General features: G+C 71.3%; 17 protein-coding genes. 7 read left to right on the top strand and 10 right to left on the bottom strand.

Annotation, left to right across the window (positions count from 1 at the left end):
- Window positions 1-261: 261 nt before the first annotated feature.
- Both G3I60_RS09990 and G3I60_RS09985 read right to left on the bottom strand, forming a co-directional pair.
- Window positions 262-1,044 carry an SDR family oxidoreductase gene (locus tag G3I60_RS09990; RefSeq protein ID WP_138353588.1) on the bottom strand — a complete coding sequence of 261 codons (783 nt, stop codon included), beginning with the start codon at window positions 1,042-1,044 and terminating at the stop codon, window positions 262-264.
- A gap of 196 nt (window positions 1,045-1,240) precedes the next feature.
- Window positions 1,241-2,482 (bottom strand): PLP-dependent aminotransferase family protein, encoded by a 1,242-nt coding sequence (locus G3I60_RS09985; RefSeq protein ID WP_239069676.1) that lies wholly within the window; start codon window positions 2,480-2,482, stop codon window positions 1,241-1,243.
- A gap of 172 nt (window positions 2,483-2,654) precedes the next feature.
- On the opposite strand from G3I60_RS09985, the gene G3I60_RS09980 reads away from it, so the two are divergent.
- On the top strand, window positions 2,655-3,494 hold the full coding sequence (locus G3I60_RS09980; RefSeq protein WP_164294344.1) for a hypothetical protein: 840 nt from the start codon (window positions 2,655-2,657) through the stop codon (window positions 3,492-3,494).
- Between the two features lie 112 nt (window positions 3,495-3,606).
- Here the strand turns inward: G3I60_RS09980 and G3I60_RS09975 are convergent, their stop codons facing one another.
- The 3 genes from G3I60_RS09975 to G3I60_RS09965 form a co-directional block, all read right to left on the bottom strand.
- Entirely contained in the window at window positions 3,607-3,816 is a 210-nt protein-coding gene (locus G3I60_RS09975) for a DUF397 domain-containing protein (RefSeq protein ID WP_138353591.1), read from the bottom strand.
- A 208-nt stretch (window positions 3,817-4,024) separates the two neighbouring features.
- Entirely contained in the window at window positions 4,025-4,882 is an 858-nt protein-coding gene (locus G3I60_RS09970) for a helix-turn-helix transcriptional regulator (protein ID WP_138353592.1), read from the bottom strand.
- A 391-nt stretch (window positions 4,883-5,273) separates the two neighbouring features.
- Entirely contained in the window at window positions 5,274-5,987 is a 714-nt protein-coding gene (locus G3I60_RS09965; RefSeq protein WP_164294345.1) for a GPP34 family phosphoprotein, read from the bottom strand.
- Window positions 5,988-6,247: 260 nt separating this feature from the next.
- On the opposite strand from G3I60_RS09965, the gene G3I60_RS46745 reads away from it, so the two are divergent.
- Entirely contained in the window at window positions 6,248-8,620 is a 2,373-nt protein-coding gene (locus G3I60_RS46745; RefSeq protein ID WP_164294346.1) for a D-alanyl-D-alanine carboxypeptidase, read from the top strand.
- Here G3I60_RS46745 and G3I60_RS09955 read toward each other — a convergent pair.
- Both G3I60_RS09955 and G3I60_RS09950 read right to left on the bottom strand, forming a co-directional pair.
- Complete coding sequence (locus G3I60_RS09955) at window positions 8,604-9,293, bottom strand: rhomboid-like protein (RefSeq protein WP_164294347.1); 690 nt, start codon at window positions 9,291-9,293, stop codon at window positions 8,604-8,606. The two genes, G3I60_RS46745 and G3I60_RS09955, sit on opposite strands and share 17 nt — an antisense overlap.
- A gap of 105 nt (window positions 9,294-9,398) precedes the next feature.
- Window positions 9,399-10,622, bottom strand: a complete 1,224-nt coding sequence (locus G3I60_RS09950) for a winged helix DNA-binding domain-containing protein (protein ID WP_164607013.1) — start codon at window positions 10,620-10,622, stop codon at window positions 9,399-9,401.
- A 148-nt stretch (window positions 10,623-10,770) separates the two neighbouring features.
- On the opposite strand from G3I60_RS09950, the gene G3I60_RS09945 reads away from it, so the two are divergent.
- A complete protein-coding gene (locus G3I60_RS09945; RefSeq protein ID WP_138359345.1) occupies window positions 10,771-11,184 on the top strand; it encodes an SsgA family sporulation/cell division regulator in 414 nt (137 codons plus the stop codon).
- Between the two features lie 62 nt (window positions 11,185-11,246).
- Here the strand turns inward: G3I60_RS09945 and G3I60_RS09940 are convergent, their stop codons facing one another.
- Genes G3I60_RS09940 through G3I60_RS09930 form a run of 3 tightly spaced genes read right to left on the bottom strand, consistent with a single transcriptional unit; the run spans window position 11,247 to window position 13,970 of the window.
- Entirely contained in the window at window positions 11,247-13,493 is a 2,247-nt protein-coding gene (locus G3I60_RS09940) for a cation-translocating P-type ATPase (protein ID WP_164294439.1), read from the bottom strand.
- Window positions 13,494-13,551: 58 nt separating this feature from the next.
- A complete protein-coding gene (locus tag G3I60_RS09935; RefSeq protein ID WP_164294349.1) occupies window positions 13,552-13,698 on the bottom strand; it encodes a hypothetical protein in 147 nt (48 codons plus the stop codon).
- On the bottom strand, window positions 13,695-13,970 hold the full coding sequence (locus G3I60_RS09930; protein ID WP_187145296.1) for a heavy-metal-associated domain-containing protein: 276 nt from the start codon (window positions 13,968-13,970) through the stop codon (window positions 13,695-13,697). The genes G3I60_RS09935 and G3I60_RS09930 overlap by 4 nt, the downstream gene beginning before the upstream one ends.
- A gap of 197 nt (window positions 13,971-14,167) precedes the next feature.
- On the opposite strand from G3I60_RS09930, the gene G3I60_RS44525 reads away from it, so the two are divergent.
- The 4 genes from G3I60_RS44525 (at window position 14,168) to G3I60_RS09915 (ending at window position 15,900) form a co-directional block, all read left to right on the top strand.
- On the top strand, window positions 14,168-14,572 hold the full coding sequence (locus G3I60_RS44525) for a hypothetical protein (RefSeq protein WP_187144908.1): 405 nt from the start codon (window positions 14,168-14,170) through the stop codon (window positions 14,570-14,572).
- Between the two features lie 130 nt (window positions 14,573-14,702).
- A complete protein-coding gene (locus G3I60_RS44520; RefSeq protein WP_187144907.1) occupies window positions 14,703-14,858 on the top strand; it encodes a hypothetical protein in 156 nt (51 codons plus the stop codon).
- Window positions 14,855-15,466, top strand: coding sequence for a PRC-barrel domain-containing protein (locus G3I60_RS09920; protein ID WP_239069675.1), 612 nt, complete (start codon window positions 14,855-14,857; stop codon window positions 15,464-15,466). Before G3I60_RS44520 ends, G3I60_RS09920 begins: the two co-directional genes overlap by 4 nt.
- Window positions 15,466-15,900, top strand: coding sequence for a PRC-barrel domain-containing protein (locus G3I60_RS09915; RefSeq protein WP_138359353.1), 435 nt, complete (start codon window positions 15,466-15,468; stop codon window positions 15,898-15,900). Before G3I60_RS09920 ends, G3I60_RS09915 begins: the two co-directional genes overlap by 1 nt.
- The last annotated feature ends 63 nt before the right edge of the window (window positions 15,901-15,963 follow it).

Raw genomic sequence — 15,963 nt, 5'->3', positions numbered from 1 at the left:
GGGTCTCTGCGTTCAAGAGTCTGAACAGAAATCAGAAAGCCGAACGATTTTACTCGTTCTTGACCTTCCTTGGCATTGTCGTGACCGTGACCGCGAACACACGATGAGCGGGCACTTCGCTGGACGTCCTGCGGGGCATGACGAAGTACCGCGCGGGAACGGGATCCCGCGCGGTAGAGAGAGGAGGGGGCCGGTCGCGCCGATTGCCGCTGCGTGTCCGCCGCGTCCGGGAGGGACGCCGGGCCGCGTTGCCGCCGAGTGCTACCGCATCAGCTCGCCGGCGTTCACCAGCAGCGACTGCCCGGTGATCGCACGAGCCCGGTCGGAGGCCAGGAAGACCGCGGCCTCCGCCACGTCCCCGTCCGTCGCCAGCTCCGGGAGCGCCATCCGCTCGGTGAGCCGGCCCAGCACCTCGTCCTCGGACACGCCTTCGGTGTGTGCCGAGAACTGGACGAACGCCTGCACCGGCGGGCCCCACATCCAGCCGGGCAGCACCGTGTTCACCCGGATCCGGTACGGGCCCAGCTCGCGCGCCACCGAGTACATGGCCGACGTCAGAGCGCCCTTGGACGCCGCGTACGCCGCCTGCCGCACCTGCGAGGGCGCCGCCACCGCGGACTGCGTCCCGATGATCACCACCGAACCGCCGTGCGCCTTCAGTGCCGGCAGGCACGCCTTGGTGAGCCGCAGGGTGCCGAGCAGATTGACGTCCAGGACCCGCTGCCACGAGGCGAAGTCCGCGTCCTCCAGACCGCCGAAGTAGCCGTCCATGGCGGCGACATGCACAACCGCGTCGATCCCGCCGAACCGCTCGACCGCCAGCGCCGCGAGCGCCTCGCACTGGTCGCCTTCGGCGATGTCGGTGGAGAGCCACGCCACCTTCGACCCTTCGGGGTCGATCTCCTCCGCCACTTTCGCGAGCTGCGCCTCGGTCCGCGCCCCGAGCACCACGTTCGCGCCGTCGCGCGCGGCGGTGACGGCCACGCGCTGCCCGAGCCCGGCGCCGACCCCGGATACGACCACGGTCTTTCCTGACAGCAACATGCGTGCCTCCGGCGCGGTTCCAGTTCTGACCCGAGCAGTTCTGACGGATCGTCAGGTTAGGGCCATGCCGACCAGAACGCCACCCCCGCGCCGGGCGGGTGCCGGTGCCGGGGTCCTCCGGGGCGGGGCTTCGACATCGACTGTTTACGGTCCCCCAACCTCCGGCCGGGGGTGCCCCCAGCCGGCCCCGGTCACCTCACGTTCGGACGGGTCGGCGCACCGTAGGTGCCGACGTTGCGGTCAGGGCATTGGCGAGGCGCCGCAGGCCCTCCGTGATCTCGGTGGGGGTGTGCGTCGTGAAGGACATGCGCAGGGTGGCCGGGTCGCCGGGGCCGGCGTAGAAGGGGGCGCCGGGGACGTACGCGACATCGTGCGCGACGGCGACCGGCAGCAGGGCGGTGGCGTCGAAGCCGTCCGGCAGCCGGACCCACAGGAACATCCCGCCGTCGGGCCGGTTCCAGGCGCTGCCCGCCGGGAGCGCGGCCGGCAGGCCGGCCAGCAGGGCGTCGCGCCGCAGGCGGTACGCGCCGCGCACGCGGTGGAGATGGGCGTCGAGGTCGCGGTCGGCGAGATAGCGCGCCGCCGCGGCCTGGTCGACGGTGGACGAGTGCAGGTCCGCGGCCTGCTTGGCGATGACGCAGGCACGCCGCAGCGCCTCCGGGGCCCGCAGCCAGCCGAGCCGCATGCCCGGCGCCATGATCTTGGAGAACGAGCCCAGCAGGACGGTGCGGTCGGCGGCCGCCTCCAGGGAGGCGATCCACGGCACGGGCTCCCCGTCGAACCGCAGCTCGCCGTACGGGTCGTCCTCGACGATCCACAGCCCGTGCCGTGCGGCGACCTCGGCGACCGCCTGCCGACGGGCGAGCGGGAGCGTACGCCCGGTGGGGTTCTGGAAGTTCGGGATCAGGTAGAGCAGTTTCGGCCGCTCGCGGACGACGAGTTCCTCCAGCGCGGCGGGATCGATCCCGTCCTCGTCGGACGGCACCGGCAGCACCCGCGCCCCCGTGAAGCCGAAGCACTGCAGCGCGGCCAGATAGGTGGGGTCCTCGACGAGAACGGTGTCGCCCGGCTCCAGCAGCGCGGTGGCGAGGAGCGCCAGGCCCTGCTGGGAGCCGGCGGTGACGAGCAGGTCGTCCGCGTCGGTCGGGAGCCCGCGCGCCCCGAGCCGGGCGGCGACGGCGCCGCGCAGCGCCGGGTCGCCCTCGGTGGTGGAGTACTGGAGCACGCGCTGGGGCGCCTCGGCGAGCACCTGGTCGTAGGCGGCGCGGATCCCCTCGGCGTCGAAGAGCTCGGGGGCCGGCAGTCCGCCCGCGAAGGAGATCACTTCGGGGCGCGCGGTGAGCGCGAGGATCTCGCGTACCGGCGACGCGCCGACCGAAGCGGCGCGGGCGGCCAGGGCAGGGACGTCGGCTCGGTTCGCTCGATGCATTCGCGTCATGCGCGCAGCCTACGAATAATCGGTGGCGTGTCCACCTATTTGACCAACATACGAACGGGAGCAGGGTTCGCGACGGCGTGCCGCTCGGCAGGCAAGCCCGCGCGGCCGGATCCGTCGCGCGGTCGCGACCGATCCCTCCCCATCTGACGTATCGTCAGCTACACCTGTAGGCATGACAGAAGAGACGCGCAGCGAGGTGTACGCGGAGCTGGCCTCCGTCGGGCCGTACGGGGTGCGGGTCGGGCACGCCCTGATCACCATGGTGGAACCCCTGCCGGGCCATGAGTACGCGTACAACAGGTGGTACGAGGACGATCACTTCATCGCGGGCGCGATGGCCATGCCCTGGATGTACGCCGGGCGCCGCTGGGTCGCCACCCGCGATCTGCAGCTGCTCCGCTACCCGGAGAAGTCCGCCGTCGCCCAGCCCGTCACCGCGGGCTGCTACATCTCCACCTACTGGGTCACCGCCGGCCGCTACGACGACCACATGAAGTGGACCGTCGGCATCAACAAGCGCCTCAACCGGGACGGCCGGGTCTACCAGGACCGCACCCATGTCTTCACGGCCTTCCAGGACCACTCCGCCACCGTCTACCGCGACGGCGCCGCCGGCCCCCGGGACTTCCACGCGCTCGACCACCCTTACACCGGGCTGGTCGTGGAGGTCATCGACGCCGAATCGGCCGAGCAGCGCGAGGAACTGCTGGAGTGGCTGCGCTCCCGGCACCTGCCCAAGCGCCTCGCGGGCTCACCGGCCGCGATGGTGACGATCTTCAAGCCGACGCCGCTGCCCGGCGACAGGATGACGTACGTGAAGCAGGTCGAGGGGGTCGACACCCGTCTGACGCTGCTCTGGTTCCTGCAACAGGATCCCCGCGAGGCGTGGGACGCCCATTTCACCGGCCTGGACGACGAGGTCGCCGCCTCCGGCCTGGGCCGCGTCGAGCTGGTAGCGCCCTTCGTCCCCACCGTCCCCGGCACGGACACCTACGTGGACCGGCTCCGCTAGCGGAGCCGGGTGCGGGCCTCTCACGGCCCGCAGTGGGCCCTCTCGGCCAGGACGGCGGGCCGGACGAGAGGGCTCTTCGGCACTGCTGATCGGTTCTGCTGCTCCCACCGGGTCAGTCGAGGTCGTACGAACCCCGGCCGACGTCGGTGACGAAGGCTGCCCAGGACTCCGGCGAGAAGTCGAGGGTCGGACCGTAGGGATCCTTGGAGTCACGGACGGCGACAGCGCTGAGGGTGGGTGAGGCCACCTCCACGCATGCGCCGTTCCCCTGAGAACGCGAGGACTTGGTCCACGCCTTGGTGTTGCCCAGCTGAATTGCCATGATCGCTCCGAGCTTTTCTGGTTGTGCAGCTCTGACGCGACTGAAGCTACTCGCCAACATCACCCACCGCAGGGTCTATTCACTCGACCGGATGGCATATTCCATGTGACTCTTCCGTATTGAGCCGACGGGGGTGTATTCTCCCGCCTTTCCCAGTCCAGGGTGGGTCGGAGAGCCGTGTTGACGGTTCGCCGACCCTCAACTCGTCTCAGCGCGCGTATTCCTTCGCGGCGTCCGCGATGAACTGACGGCTCGCTTCGGCACTCAGTGCCTGTGCACGGAGATGCTCGTACATCACGCTGTATCCGTGGACATCGACCGGCTTCTCCAGATACAGGTCGGAGGTCACGCCTTCGATGTACACCACACTGGAATCGGTCGCGTCCGGGAATTCGAGAATCGCGAAGTTTCCCGACATGCCGGGGTGTGCGCCGGCTTCGTACGGGAGTACCTGAACGGTGACGTGCGCCTGTGAGCCCATCTGCACGAGGTACTCGAGCTGTTCGCGCATGACGTCCTTGCTGCCGACCACCCGGCGCAGCGCGGATTCGTCCATGACGACCCAGAACCGCAGCGGAGAGGCCGGGTCGGTGATCCGCTCCTGGCGCCGCAGCCGGATGTCGATGCGCTTGTCGACCTGCTCGGGGGTGGCCTCGGGCAGCGTGCCCTCGATGACCGCCTCGGCGTAGTTGCGGGTCTGCAGAAGGCCCGGAACTACGAGCGAGTCGTACACCCGGAGTGATTCCGCTTCGGTCTCCAGGCCGATGTAGACGCTGTACGGCACATCGCCGAACGCGTGCCACCAGCCCTGCTGACGGGATTCCTTCGCCATGTGCATGAGGGAATCGACGATTCTCTGGTCCTCGACGCCGTACACGCCGCACAGGTCGCGGACATCGCGCTGGCTGATGCTGCGGCGGCCGTTCTCCAGCCTGCTGATCTTGGACTGCGAGACCAGCAGCCGGGCCGCCACCTCCTCCGCGGTCATCCCCTTGGTCTCGCGGAGTTTGCGCAACTCCGATCCAAGTCGGCGTCGCCTGACGGTGGGATTAACGTTGGCCGCCACGGGTGGTGCACCTCCGGCTCCGGACTACTTCTCGTACTTCTTCTCTGCCGCACTTGTGACGCTTTTCCTACCGCGTGCGTACTGCTGGTCAGCAGCCTGCCACTACCGGTCATCACCGCGCTGGCGATTGGTCGTACGAACTGCGCAAACGCAACGCGCGGGGTGGGGGACCGGCGTTGACCGGTGCCCCACCCCGCGCGTCGTAGCGGTTCCCTGGATTTCCCCGGGCCCGAGGGCCGGGGGAGGGTCGCTGAGGACGGCGGGCCTTCGGTGTCCGGTCCCTGCCGCCGGACACCGTGCCCTTGCCTGCCGTCCCTGCTGTCTGCGTGCTGCTCATCTGCCGGGTACCGCGAACTGCGAACTTCGCCCCGCGCACTGCTCCGGGGCGCCGCTATCGCGCTCCGGCCCGGGCCATGCTGTTGTGCCCGGCCGGCCCCACCGCTGCGGGCCGTCCCTGCACGGGAGCCCGCTTCGGCTGTGCCGCGGCGCCGTTCTGCACGTCCATGACGGCGTGCGCGACGAGACCGCCCATCGGGTCGTATCTGATCAGGTCCCGCAGGCGCGATCGCGATGACCGGCCCTCGTTCCCCGGATACAGGTGCTTGCCGAGGCCCACCGCGTGGGCGAGGGCAGCGAGAGCCGCGGTCCGCGGGTCCGGCGGGACGCCGGTGCGGATCGCGTTGTCGAGCCGGGCTCTGATGTCCCGGCTGACCTCGCTGTCGCTCGCCTGGTAGCGAGTCGTCGGCAGCACCCCGCACATCTGTCCCGCTACGGCATGCACCATGCCGCACCGCTCCAGATGCGCGAGATACGTCTGGCGCAGCCCCAGGCGGGGCCCGCCGATCCAGTGGACAGCGCGAACCGGACTGCCACGACGGCGCAGCAGCTCGAGCGCGGAGTCCAGTGTCGGATCTCCTGTCGGCCGTGGGTGTACCACGGCGATACGATCCCCATCAGGGGCTATCCGTCCAGCCAGGGCCAGCTCGACGAGCTGTGCCCCGGCGAGGCCGAGGTCGAGCGACTGCGGCTGCGCTGTGGTCCCGGTCGTCGGGTCCAGAGCGAGCAGCAACAGCTCTTCCGGAATCGTTCTGCGGCTCTTGCCCATCCATGCCTCCCCGCGTGGATGAATGACAGGGTGACGCCTCTCACATTCATCTGTCGAGAGCGCCTGGAGTGTTCGGGATGGAACCGACTGGTATGTCGTTCTCGTCTAGGGGGTGAGCGGTGGTGTCGCAGACGGGCCGCGAATGGTTCCGGCGGGTCTGATAGGGGCTTCCAGGCCGGGAACTGGAAACTGGTGGAGTGAGATGGGGCGTCGTGCGTCGTGCACGGGACCGCCCCTCGCGATGTGTGGAGGAGGTCTGCGTGGCGGGCGAGTCCCCCGGCAGGGAGCAGCAGCAGGAGTCGTCGGGGGTGGCGGCCGACAAGAAGGCGCTTGATCCGAGGCTGACGGTGTTCCGTGGGCCGAATGTGGTGCCTGAAGCCGTGCGCGAGGAGCACGGCGGCCTGTCCGACGACCCGGGCTCCGGCACGGACCCCCGTCCTGAAGATCACCCGGTGTCCTCCGGGACCACCGGCGGGGCCGGTGGCGAGGACGCGGACAGCGGCCGCGGGAGCCTGCCGCGCCAGTCGGGCGCGTCTGCATCCGGCACTGGTCCGGATACGCCGGACGACGTACCCGGTCCGGACGACGCCATCGCGGAACCTACGATCCCCGAGGACGCGCACGACGGGACGGATGACGCAGCGCCTGCCGATGCGCCCGTCTCTCCGGCCGTGGACACTCCCGAGAATTCGCTTGCGGAACCGGAGCCGGCGGCCGACGAGCCTGTTGACGAGTCCGTCGAGGAGCCCGTCGGCGAGGCGGCCGACGAGCCCGAGGACGCAAGGCCGGTGGGTGCTGAGGACGCGTCCGAAGCGTCCGACGCACCCCGAGCGCCTGCCACGCCCGAGGACGAGACCCCGGACGAGCCGGCGGCCGAGCCCGAGGACGAGCCCCGGGATGCTTCCGCGGAGGCGCCGGCGGAAGAACCGGTGGAAGAACCGGCGCAGGAGCCGGTGGCCGAGCCGGTCCACGCGCCCGCCGCCGAGCCTGCCGACCGCAAGCCGGAGTGGAAAGCCGCCAGGAGCGCCCCGGCGGACGTGCCGGCCGCGCCGCGCACGCAATCCCCCGCGGAGCCCCCGCGGGTCTCACAGGAGCAGTCAGCGTCGCCGTACGCCCTCGCATGGCCGGAGGTGGAGCGTCCGGCGCGCCCGGCCGCCCCTGCAGCCGCCGCCCCGGCAACCCCGTCCGCCCCCGCTGCCCCGTCCGCCCCCGCTGCCCCATCGACCCCTTCGGCCTCGGCCCCGGCGCCGAAGCCGTCCGCGTTCGGCCAGGCTCCCGACGCGCAGCCCGACGCGCAGCCCGAGGCCGGCCCGCAGGGCACCCGGCAGATGCCGTTGCCGCCGGCGCCCGCGCAGCCGCTGAAGCTGCTGGCGGAGCTGACGAACACTCCGCCGCCGCCCCAGACGAAGCTGCGGACGGTGGTCAGGCGGTTCAAGATCTGGACGCCGCTGGTGGTGCTGCTGCTGATCGCCGTCGCGGTCGCGCAGTCGCTCCGTCCGCTGCCGGCCCCGGCGCTGACGCTGACCTCGGCGTCCTCGTACACCTTCCAGGGCGGTCCGCTGTCGCTGCCGTGGCCCGTGATGGGCCAGTCGGTCGTCGAGGTCGAAGGCGTCGGGAACATGGGTGTGCGCGGCGCGCAGACCCCGGTGCCGATCGCGAGCGTCACGAAGGTGATGACCGCGTACCTGATCCTCCGCGACCACCCGCTCAAGGGGAAGGAGACCGGCCCGAAGATCAAGATCGACCAGACCGCCGCGGACGAGGCGGCGTCGGTCGACGAGTCCAGGGTGCTGGTCAAGCTCGGCCAGGAGTTCACCGAGCGGCAGATGCTGGAGCTGCTGCTGATTCCGTCCGGCAACAACATCGCCCGCGCGCTGGCCCGCTGGGACTCCGGCACGCAGGAAGCTTTCGTCGTCAAGATGCAGAAGGCCGCCGCCGACCTGGGCATGAAGAACACCACGTACACCGGGGCGAGCGGGTTCGAGGAGACGACGAAGAGCACGGCGGTCGACCAGCTGATGCTGGCGCGGACGGTCATGAAGAACGAGGTCTTCCGCTCCGTGGTGGCCATGGAGAACGCCGACATCCCCGGCGTGTCCAGGATCTACAACAACAACGGGCTGCTGACGGACACCCCGGGCGTCATCGGCATCAAGACCGGCTCCAGCACCCCGGCGGCCGGCGCCCTGATGTGGGCGGCGCAGAAGACCATCGACGGCAAGCCGCGGCTGATCCTCGGTGTGGTGCTGCAGCAGCGCAAGGGCTCGACGCCCAACGACATGCTGAAGTACGCCCTGTCCACCAGCGACACGCTGGTCAGGGGCGCGCGCGCCGCGCTCGCCTCGGCCGTGGTGGTGAAGAAGGGCGACGTCGTCGGCTATGTGGACGACGGTCTCGGCGGGAAGACCCCGGTGGTCGCCACCAAGGATCTGACGGCGATCGGCTGGTCGGGCCTGAAGTCCGATCTGAAGCTGGCGGCCGGCACGTCCGGAGTTCCGCACTCGGCGAAGGCCGGGACCGAGGTCGGCACGCTGAGCCTCGGCAGCGGTACGGGCGAGACCAAGGTGCCGGTGGCACTGCAGTCGGACCTCAAGGAGCCGTCCTTCGGGGACAAGCTCATCCGTCTCGGCTGATCAGCCGGACGGCACGGGAGAAGACGGCGGCCGGGTCCAGGTGACCCGGCCGCCCTCGTGTCAGCGGGTAGCAGGCGAAGCCGAGCAGCACGGCGGTGAAGTGGCCGATGTCGGTGAACGTGCGGCCGTGGACCAGGGCGAGACCGTAGAAGCCCAGGACGCAGAAGCCGTAGAAGAACCGCCAGCGGAGGACGAGGAAGTACGTCAGGACGGCCTCGACGACCGCCAGGCCGTAGCTCACGCCCACGTCCAGGGTGTCGACCGAGGTCTCGGGCGCCCGGCCGTGGTGGATCGCCCAGAGCAGCACGCCCTCGCTGATGTACGTCGCCACGACATGGCCGATGAGGACGACGGTCAGCCAGCGCAGGGTGCCGAGCCAGCGCTCGGCGGTGGCGTGGAAGACGGTGTAGAGGAACGCGTAGAACAGCCAGCCGCCGCCGCTGATCCACAGCGCGCTCCGGATCAGCGCCCTGACCGGTTCCTCCGACAGGTTGTGCAGGTTCGTCGACCGCTCGCCGAGCAGCTCGTCCAGCTGGGAGGGCGAGACATGGCGCATGACGACGGTCGTCACGAACAGGATGGCCAGCCAGATGTAGGTGCCGGGGGCGCTCCGGATGTAGGACCGTACGGCGCGCAGGAGCGACGTGAGGCGCGACCGCCAGGAAGTGTCCACGCTCGGATTGTGCTCGGAATGTGTCCGATAAGTGGCTTCTGATGACTCCCGGCGCGCCCCGGACGGCAGCAAGGCACCGGGCCACGCATGGCCCCCGCGGTCCGCTCAGGCCGACAGTTCCCGCTCCAGCGGCGTACGGAACCGCGGGGTGACCCGGACGTCCCCCAGCCAGTCGCCGAGCCGCGCCGCCGCGGCCTCGATCGCCGCCACCGCCTCCTTGCCGGGCCCCTTGCCCGAGCTCTTCCCCGCGCCCTTTCCCGACCCCTTTCCGGGTCCGGGCAGCAGCCGCCACACGATCTCCCCGTCCGGGCGCTGCGCCCATCCGCCGACTACCTGCCCGTCCCACCACACCGTCGGTCCGACGTTCCCGGTCTTGTCGAAGAGCGCGGGCCGGTGTTCGTCCGGCAGGAACCAGCCCCGCTGCTGCCAGCCCATCGGCGTCGGGTCGAGACCCGGCAGCAGGGCGGCCCACGGCGCGGCGGCCGGCGCGGGTTCCACATCGCCGGGGAGTACGTAGCCGGTGCCCTCGTCCAGCGCGACCTGCTGGGCGCCGACCGCGGCCAGCGCCTTGCGCACGTCCGTCAGCGTCCAGCCCGTCCACCACTTGAGGTCGGCCTCGGTGCCGGGGCCGTACGCCGCCAGCCAGTCACGGGCCAGCGCGGCCTTCGCCTCGGCGGCGGGCGGTTCGGAGAGCGGCTCGGCCACCGCCCACCGGAACTGACTGCTCGTCCACGACCCCACCGGTCTGCGCCGGGTGATCCTGCCCTCCGCCGCGAGCACCCGGATGATGCGGCTCGCCACGTTCTGCCGGGTCTCGTACGGTTTTCCGGCCGCGATGACCACCTGCTCGCGCAGCCGCGGTTCGTACCCGCCCAGCTGCGCGGCGGTCGACTCGCCGTGCACCGCCAGCGCGGCGACCACGGCCTCCTCGACCTCCGACAGCCAGGCGCCGTCCCAGCCGCCGCCCTCCGCGAGGTGCTTGAGCAACCCGGCCCGTTCCTTCACGGCGATCGCGCGGGCCGCCGCCGCGTACACCACCGGTGCGGAGTCCAGAGTGACGACGAACATCGTCCGCCGCATCGCCAGCAGCCGCACCAGCGAACCGTCCTCGTACAGCGCCCGTTCCACATCCGTGAAGCCGGGCTCGGTGAGCCGGGCCGCCGTGGAGAGATAGACCGTCGCCGCGTCCGTCGCGTGCAGCGCCACCAGCGACCGGGTGACCTGCTCCGCGGACTTCGCGCGCAGCCCCGGCGCCAGGCGATGCCGCACCCCCAGCCGCGCCCGCCGCTCGTCCCCGCCGATCCGCCGCACCGCCCCGTCGCCCGTCATGTCCCCATGCTCACACGCACCTCTGACAGCGGCCCCGAGCGGCACGTGGCGCACATCACAGCGATCGGGACCGAAGTCGCGTAATCCCCGGCCCGATTTCCCTGTCTTGGAGAGGAGTGGACACTACCCAGCGGGAGAGGGACACCTCATGCTGACCGTCATCGACCAGACCCTCCGGGCCCGGCTCTGCGCGTCCCCGGCCGGGGACCGCGTCATCGCCGCGACTCTGATCTACCAGTGCGACGACCCGCTGGCCGCGCGGATGTCGTTCCCGGCATCGGCGACGCTCGACGGCCTGGACGTCACCTGGACGTTCGCCCGCGATCTGCTGGCGGCCGGACTACGGATGCCGTCGGGCGAGGGCGACGTGCACGTCTGGCCCTGCGGGAAGCGGCGGACGATGATCGAACTCTCCTCGCCGGAGGGCATCGCCCTGCTCCAGCTCGACACCGAGGACGTCCAGGACTTCCTCACCCGCTCGTACACGGCCGTCCCGCCCGGCGACGAGCTCCGCCACATCGACCTGGAAGCCGACCTGGCGGCGCTCCTCGCGGACGAGTAGGCGCGCTGGATCAGTCCCTGAAGTCAGGCCCTGAAGTCAGGCCCTGAAGTCAGGCCTTGAGGTCAGGCCTTGAAGCTGCGCAGGCGCAGGCTGTTGCCGACGACGAAGACGGACGAGAAGGCCATGGCGGCGCCCGCGATCATCGGGTTGAGCAGCCCGGCCGCGGCGAGCGGCAGGGCGGCCACGTTGTAGCCGAAGGCCCAGAAGAGATTCACCTTGATCGTGCCGAGGGTCCGGCGCGACAGCCGGATGGCGTCGGCCGCGACCCGCAGGTCGCCCCGTACGAGGGTCAGATCGCCCGCCTCGATGGCGGCGTCGGTCCCGGTGCCCATCGCCAGGCCCAGGTCGGCCTGGGCGAGCGCGGCGGCGTCGTTCACGCCGTCGCCGACCATCGCGACGGAACGGCCTTCGGCCTGCAGCCGCTTGATGACGGCCAGTTTGTCCTCGGGCATGACCTCGGCGATGACATCGTCGGCGGCGATCCCGACCTCCTCGGCCACCGCCCGCGCCACCGCCTCGTTGTCGCCGGTCAGCAGCATCGGGGTGAGGCCGAGGGCGCGCAGCCGCGTCACGGCCTCCGCGCTCGTCGGCTTGACGGCGTCGGCGACGACGAGGATCCCGCGGGCCGCCCCGTCCCAGCCGACGGCCACCGCCGTACGGCCCTTGGCCTCGGCCGCGTCCTTCGCGGCCACCAGGTCCGCGGGCAGGAACGCGGTCCACTCGGTCAGCAGCTTCTCGCGGCCGACCAGCACCGCGTGTCCTTCGACGACGCCCTGCACCCCGAGCCCCGGGACGTTGGCGAAGTCCTCGGGCACCGGCAGCGGGCCGCCCGTGCGCTCCTCGGCGGCGGTCGCGACGGCCCGGGCGATGGGGTGCTCGGAGGCGTGCTCCAGGGCGCCGGCCAGCCGCAGCACGGTCTTCTCGTCCTCGCCCTCGGCGACGTGCACCTCGGTGAGCGTCATGACGCCGGTGGTCACCGTGCCGGTCTTGTCGAGGACGATGGTGTCCACCGCGCGGGTGGACTCCAGGACCTCCGGGCCCTTGATGAGGATGCCGAGCTGGGCGCCGCGTCCGGTACCGACCATGAGGGCGGTGGGCGTCGCCAGTCCCAGCGCGCACGGGCAGGCGATGATCAGTACGGCGACGGCGGCGGTGAAGGCCGCGGAGGCGCCCTCGCCCACGCCGAGCCAGTAGCCGAGGGTCGCGACGGCGAGCGCGATCACGACGGGCACGAAGACCGCCGAGATCCGGTCGGCCAGCCGCTGCACGGCGGCCTTGCCGTTCTGCGCGTCCTCGACGAGCCGTGCCATCCGGGCGAGTTGGGTGTCGGCGCCGACCCGGGTGGCTTCGACGACGATCCGGCCGCCCGCGTTCACCGTGGCGCCGGTGACACCGTCGCCGGGGGCGACCTCCACCGGTACGGACTCGCCCGTCAGCATGGAGGCGTCGACGGCGGAGTTGCCCTCGCGGACGGTGCCGTCGGTGGCGATCTTCTCGCCGGGGCGGACGACGAACCGATCACCGACCGTCAGCTCGCCGGTGGGGACGCGCACTTCGCGTCCGTCCCGCAGTACGGCGACGTCCTTGGCCCCGAGCTGCAGCAGCGCCGTGAGCGCCGCCCCGGCCTTCCGCTTCGAGCGGGCCTCGAAGTACCGGCCGGCCAGGATGAACGCGGTCACCCCGGCGGCGGCCTCCAGGTAGATGTTGCCGCTGCCGTCACCGCGGGAGATCGTGAACTCGAAGGGGTGCTTCATCCCGGTCATGCCGGCCGTGCCGAAGAAGAGCGCCCACAGCGACCAGCCGAACGCGGCGAGCGTGCCCACCGAGATCAGCGTGTCCATGGTCGCGGCACCGTGTCGCAGATTCGTCCAGGCGGCCTGGTGGAACGGCCAGGCCGCGTACACGACGACGGGCGCGGTGAGCGTGAGCGAGAGCCACTGCCAGTTGTCGAACTGCAGCGCCGGCACCATCGCCATCGCGATCACCGGCACGGCCAGCACGACCGCGGTGAGCAGCCGCTGCCGCAAAGACGTGAGCTCGTCGGGCGCGGACTGCTCGGGACCGGATCCGGCGGAAGCGGGAGGGGCGGGCAGCACGGCGCTGTAGCCGGTCGCCTCGACGGTGGCGATGAGGTCGTCCACGGCGACGCCGCCGTCAAAGCTGACCTTGGCCTTCTCGGTCGCGTAGTTGACGGTCGCGGTGACGCCGTCCATCCGGTTGAGCTTCTTCTCGATGCGTGCCGCGCAGGAGGCGCAGGTCATGCCACCGATCTCCAGCTCCACCTGTCGGCCGGCAGCCGCCGTGGTCATCGCCACTTCACTCCACTCCTTCGATCAGGGCCGGTCCTTCGAACGGGGCCGACATGCCCTACATGCCCTGGTGCGAGGCCGGGCGCGGTTCCGGGGCGGCCGGTCCGCCGCCGTCCCCCCGCACCGCGCGGCCGAGGCCGAACGCGGCGCCGAGGACGACCAGCAGGATCAGCAGATAGCCGCCCAGCCTGACCGGTGCGGTCACGCCCGGCCGACCAGTTCGTAGCCCGCCTCGTCGACGGCGGCACGGATCGTCTCGTCGTCCAGCGGCTGCTCGGACGCGAGGGTGACCAGCCCGGTGGCGACGTCGACCTTGACGACGGTCACGCCGGAGACGGTCGCGAGCTCCTTGGTCACCGCGGACTCGCAGTGGCCGCAGGTCATGCCCGAGACGGAGTACACGACGGTGCCCGCGGCCTGCGACTCGTCGGTCGCGCCGTCGGTGTGGCAGGTTCCCTCGGGGGAGCAGCAGGACATGGCGTTCTCCTCATGCGTCTCGTGCGGTGACGGCTGTCGCCGTCCACTGGTGACCACCATATACCCCCCCAGGGTATTAAGCGAAGCCGGACCCGCTGTGGCCCTGCGCGTCGTTAGGCCCGCCGCTCACCGGGTAGGCGCCGCAGCGACGGATTCGGCCACGTTCGGCCACCGTTCGACAACCGGAGGTGACTCGGATGCTGTTCCTGGGATTGGTGCTTCTCGCCGCGACCGGAACACTCACGGGACTATTGATCGCGGGCAACCTGGGCGGCGGGCCCGACTACACGGTCGCCCTGCTGGGCCATGACCTCATCACGATGAACTCGCTCTCCATCTTCTGCGCCGGCCTCGCCCTGGCCCTGGTCGGCTGCCTGAGCCTGCTGATGGCGGGCGAAGGCGCCGCGCTGCGCCGCCGCAAGGCGGTAAAGCTCAAGGAGGCGCGCAACGACGCGGCCGTGGCGGCCGCCGAGCGCGACGCCCTCGCCGCCCGGGTCGAGCAGCAGCGCACCGACAACGCCCACCCGGCGCGGACCTCCGCCCCGGAGATGCCGCTGCAGCAGCCGCGCAAGCACCGCGCGCCGCACGCGCTCGGCAGCTGACCGCGGGTCGTCGCCACCCAGGTCCCTCATCTCCCCTCCCCTTCTCCGCTCCCCGCGAGTGGGAGAGGGGGATCGGGGAAGGGGAGGAGAGGGCTACGGATTCTGCCGATTCTGCGGGGAGTGGTGCGCGATGGACTGGTGGATCTGGATCGTCGTCGTGGTGGCGGTCCTGCTGGTACTGGCCGGATCGGCGGCGGGCGTGCAGGCACGGCGCCGCAGCGGTGGGGTGATCGCGGTACGCCGCGGCGCCATCGGCCGGCGGGCCGGGAAGGGACGCGTGAAATGACCGCGCCGACGCACGAGCCCGGGCCCGCTTCCTCTCCCGCGATGATGCTCGCCTCGGAGATCACCAAGCGGCCGGTCGTGACACTGGCCGGTGCGGCTGTCGCGCAGGTCAAGGACCTCGTCTTCGACGGCACGGCCGGCCGGATCGCCGGCTTCACCCTGAGCGGCCGCGGCCTGCTCTCCGGACCGCTGCGGCACAGCCTGCCGTGGTCGGGGGTGCACGGGCTCGGCCACGACGCCGTGATGATCAAGGACGAGAGCGTCTTCGAGAGCAGGGCCGACGTCCTGGAACGCGGCTCCGCCGGCCGCGGCGACGTACTCGGCTCGCGGGTGCTGACCGACGGCGGCACCGACCTGGGCAGGATCTCCGACGTCGTCGTCGAGGTCGTCGAGGGCACCACGGCCCACGTCGTGGGCTACGAGATCGCCTCCTCGGACGCCCTCGACCGGCAGGGGCGCAAGGTGTTCATCCCGCTCTCCGAGACCACCGCGGTCTCCGGTGAGGCACTGGTCATCCCGGCGGCCGCGGCCGAGTTCGTCGCCGACGACCTTCCCGGGTTCGCGGCGGCGGTCCAGGCGTACCGCGCCCGCCGCGGAACGGAGGTCTGATGCTCTTCTCGGAAACGGCCGGCCGCCAGGTGGTCAGTGCCACCGAGGCCCGCACGGTCGGCATCGTCGACGGTTTCGTCGTCGACCCGGCGACGGCCTCCGTCGTGGCCCTGCGGCTCAAGAAGACCGACGGCTCCGGCGACACCCTCGTCTGGGAGCACATCCACGCCATCGGACCCGACGCCGTCATCGTCCGCTCCGGCGCCACCCTCGGCACCCCCTCGGGCGAACTGGCCCCTCTCGCCGACAAGCACCGTTCCCTGCCGGGCAAACGCGTCCTCGACGAACGCGGCGAGGCCCTCGGCACCGTCTCCGACGTCGACTTCGACGCCGACACCGGCGCGCTCCTCACCATCCGCACCACGACCGGCGACCACCCCGGCAAACGGGTCCTGGGTCTCGGCCCCTACGCCCTGATCCTCCGCGAACCCTGACCACCCCGCCCGCGACGCACCGCGGCCCGGCCCCCGCCGAAGCGGGGACCGGGCCGCGGTGGT

Origin of the sequence: Streptomyces sp. SID13666, from assembly GCF_010548325.1 — a bacterium.
GTDB classification, from domain to species: Bacteria; Actinomycetota; Actinomycetes; order Streptomycetales; family Streptomycetaceae; genus Actinacidiphila; species Actinacidiphila fildesensis.
The sequence above is the reverse complement of the archived record's forward strand: the minus strand, read 5'-3'. Positions and strand labels throughout refer to the sequence as shown.

Bases quoted from the DNA above. Each gene is read 5' to 3' on its own strand.
- G3I60_RS09990 (WP_138353588.1), bottom strand. From the start codon at position 1,044: ATGTTGCTGTCAGGAAAGACCGTGGTCGTATCCGGGGTCGGCGCCGGG.
- G3I60_RS09985 (WP_239069676.1), bottom strand. From the start codon at position 2,482: ATGACGCGAATGCATCGAGCGAACCGAGCCGACGTCCCTGCCCTGGCC.
- G3I60_RS09980 (WP_164294344.1), top strand. From the start codon at position 2,655: ATGACAGAAGAGACGCGCAGCGAGGTGTACGCGGAGCTGGCCTCCGTC.
- G3I60_RS09975 (WP_138353591.1), bottom strand. From the start codon at position 3,816: ATGGCAATTCAGCTGGGCAACACCAAGGCGTGGACCAAGTCCTCGCGT.
- G3I60_RS09965 (WP_164294345.1), bottom strand. From the start codon at position 5,987: ATGGGCAAGAGCCGCAGAACGATTCCGGAAGAGCTGTTGCTGCTCGCT.
- G3I60_RS09950 (WP_164607013.1), bottom strand. From the start codon at position 10,622: ATGACGGGCGACGGGGCGGTGCGGCGGATCGGCGGGGACGAGCGGCGG.
- G3I60_RS09945 (WP_138359345.1), top strand. From the start codon at position 10,771: ATGCTGACCGTCATCGACCAGACCCTCCGGGCCCGGCTCTGCGCGTCC.
- G3I60_RS09940 (WP_164294439.1), bottom strand. From the start codon at position 13,493: ATGACCACGGCGGCTGCCGGCCGACAGGTGGAGCTGGAGATCGGTGGC.
- G3I60_RS09930 (WP_187145296.1), bottom strand. From the start codon at position 13,970: ATGTCCTGCTGCTCCCCCGAGGGAACCTGCCACACCGACGGCGCGACC.
- G3I60_RS44525 (WP_187144908.1), top strand. From the start codon at position 14,168: ATGCTGTTCCTGGGATTGGTGCTTCTCGCCGCGACCGGAACACTCACG.
- G3I60_RS44520 (WP_187144907.1), top strand. From the start codon at position 14,703: ATGGACTGGTGGATCTGGATCGTCGTCGTGGTGGCGGTCCTGCTGGTA.
- G3I60_RS09920 (WP_239069675.1), top strand. From the start codon at position 14,855: ATGACCGCGCCGACGCACGAGCCCGGGCCCGCTTCCTCTCCCGCGATG.
- G3I60_RS09915 (WP_138359353.1), top strand. From the start codon at position 15,466: ATGCTCTTCTCGGAAACGGCCGGCCGCCAGGTGGTCAGTGCCACCGAG.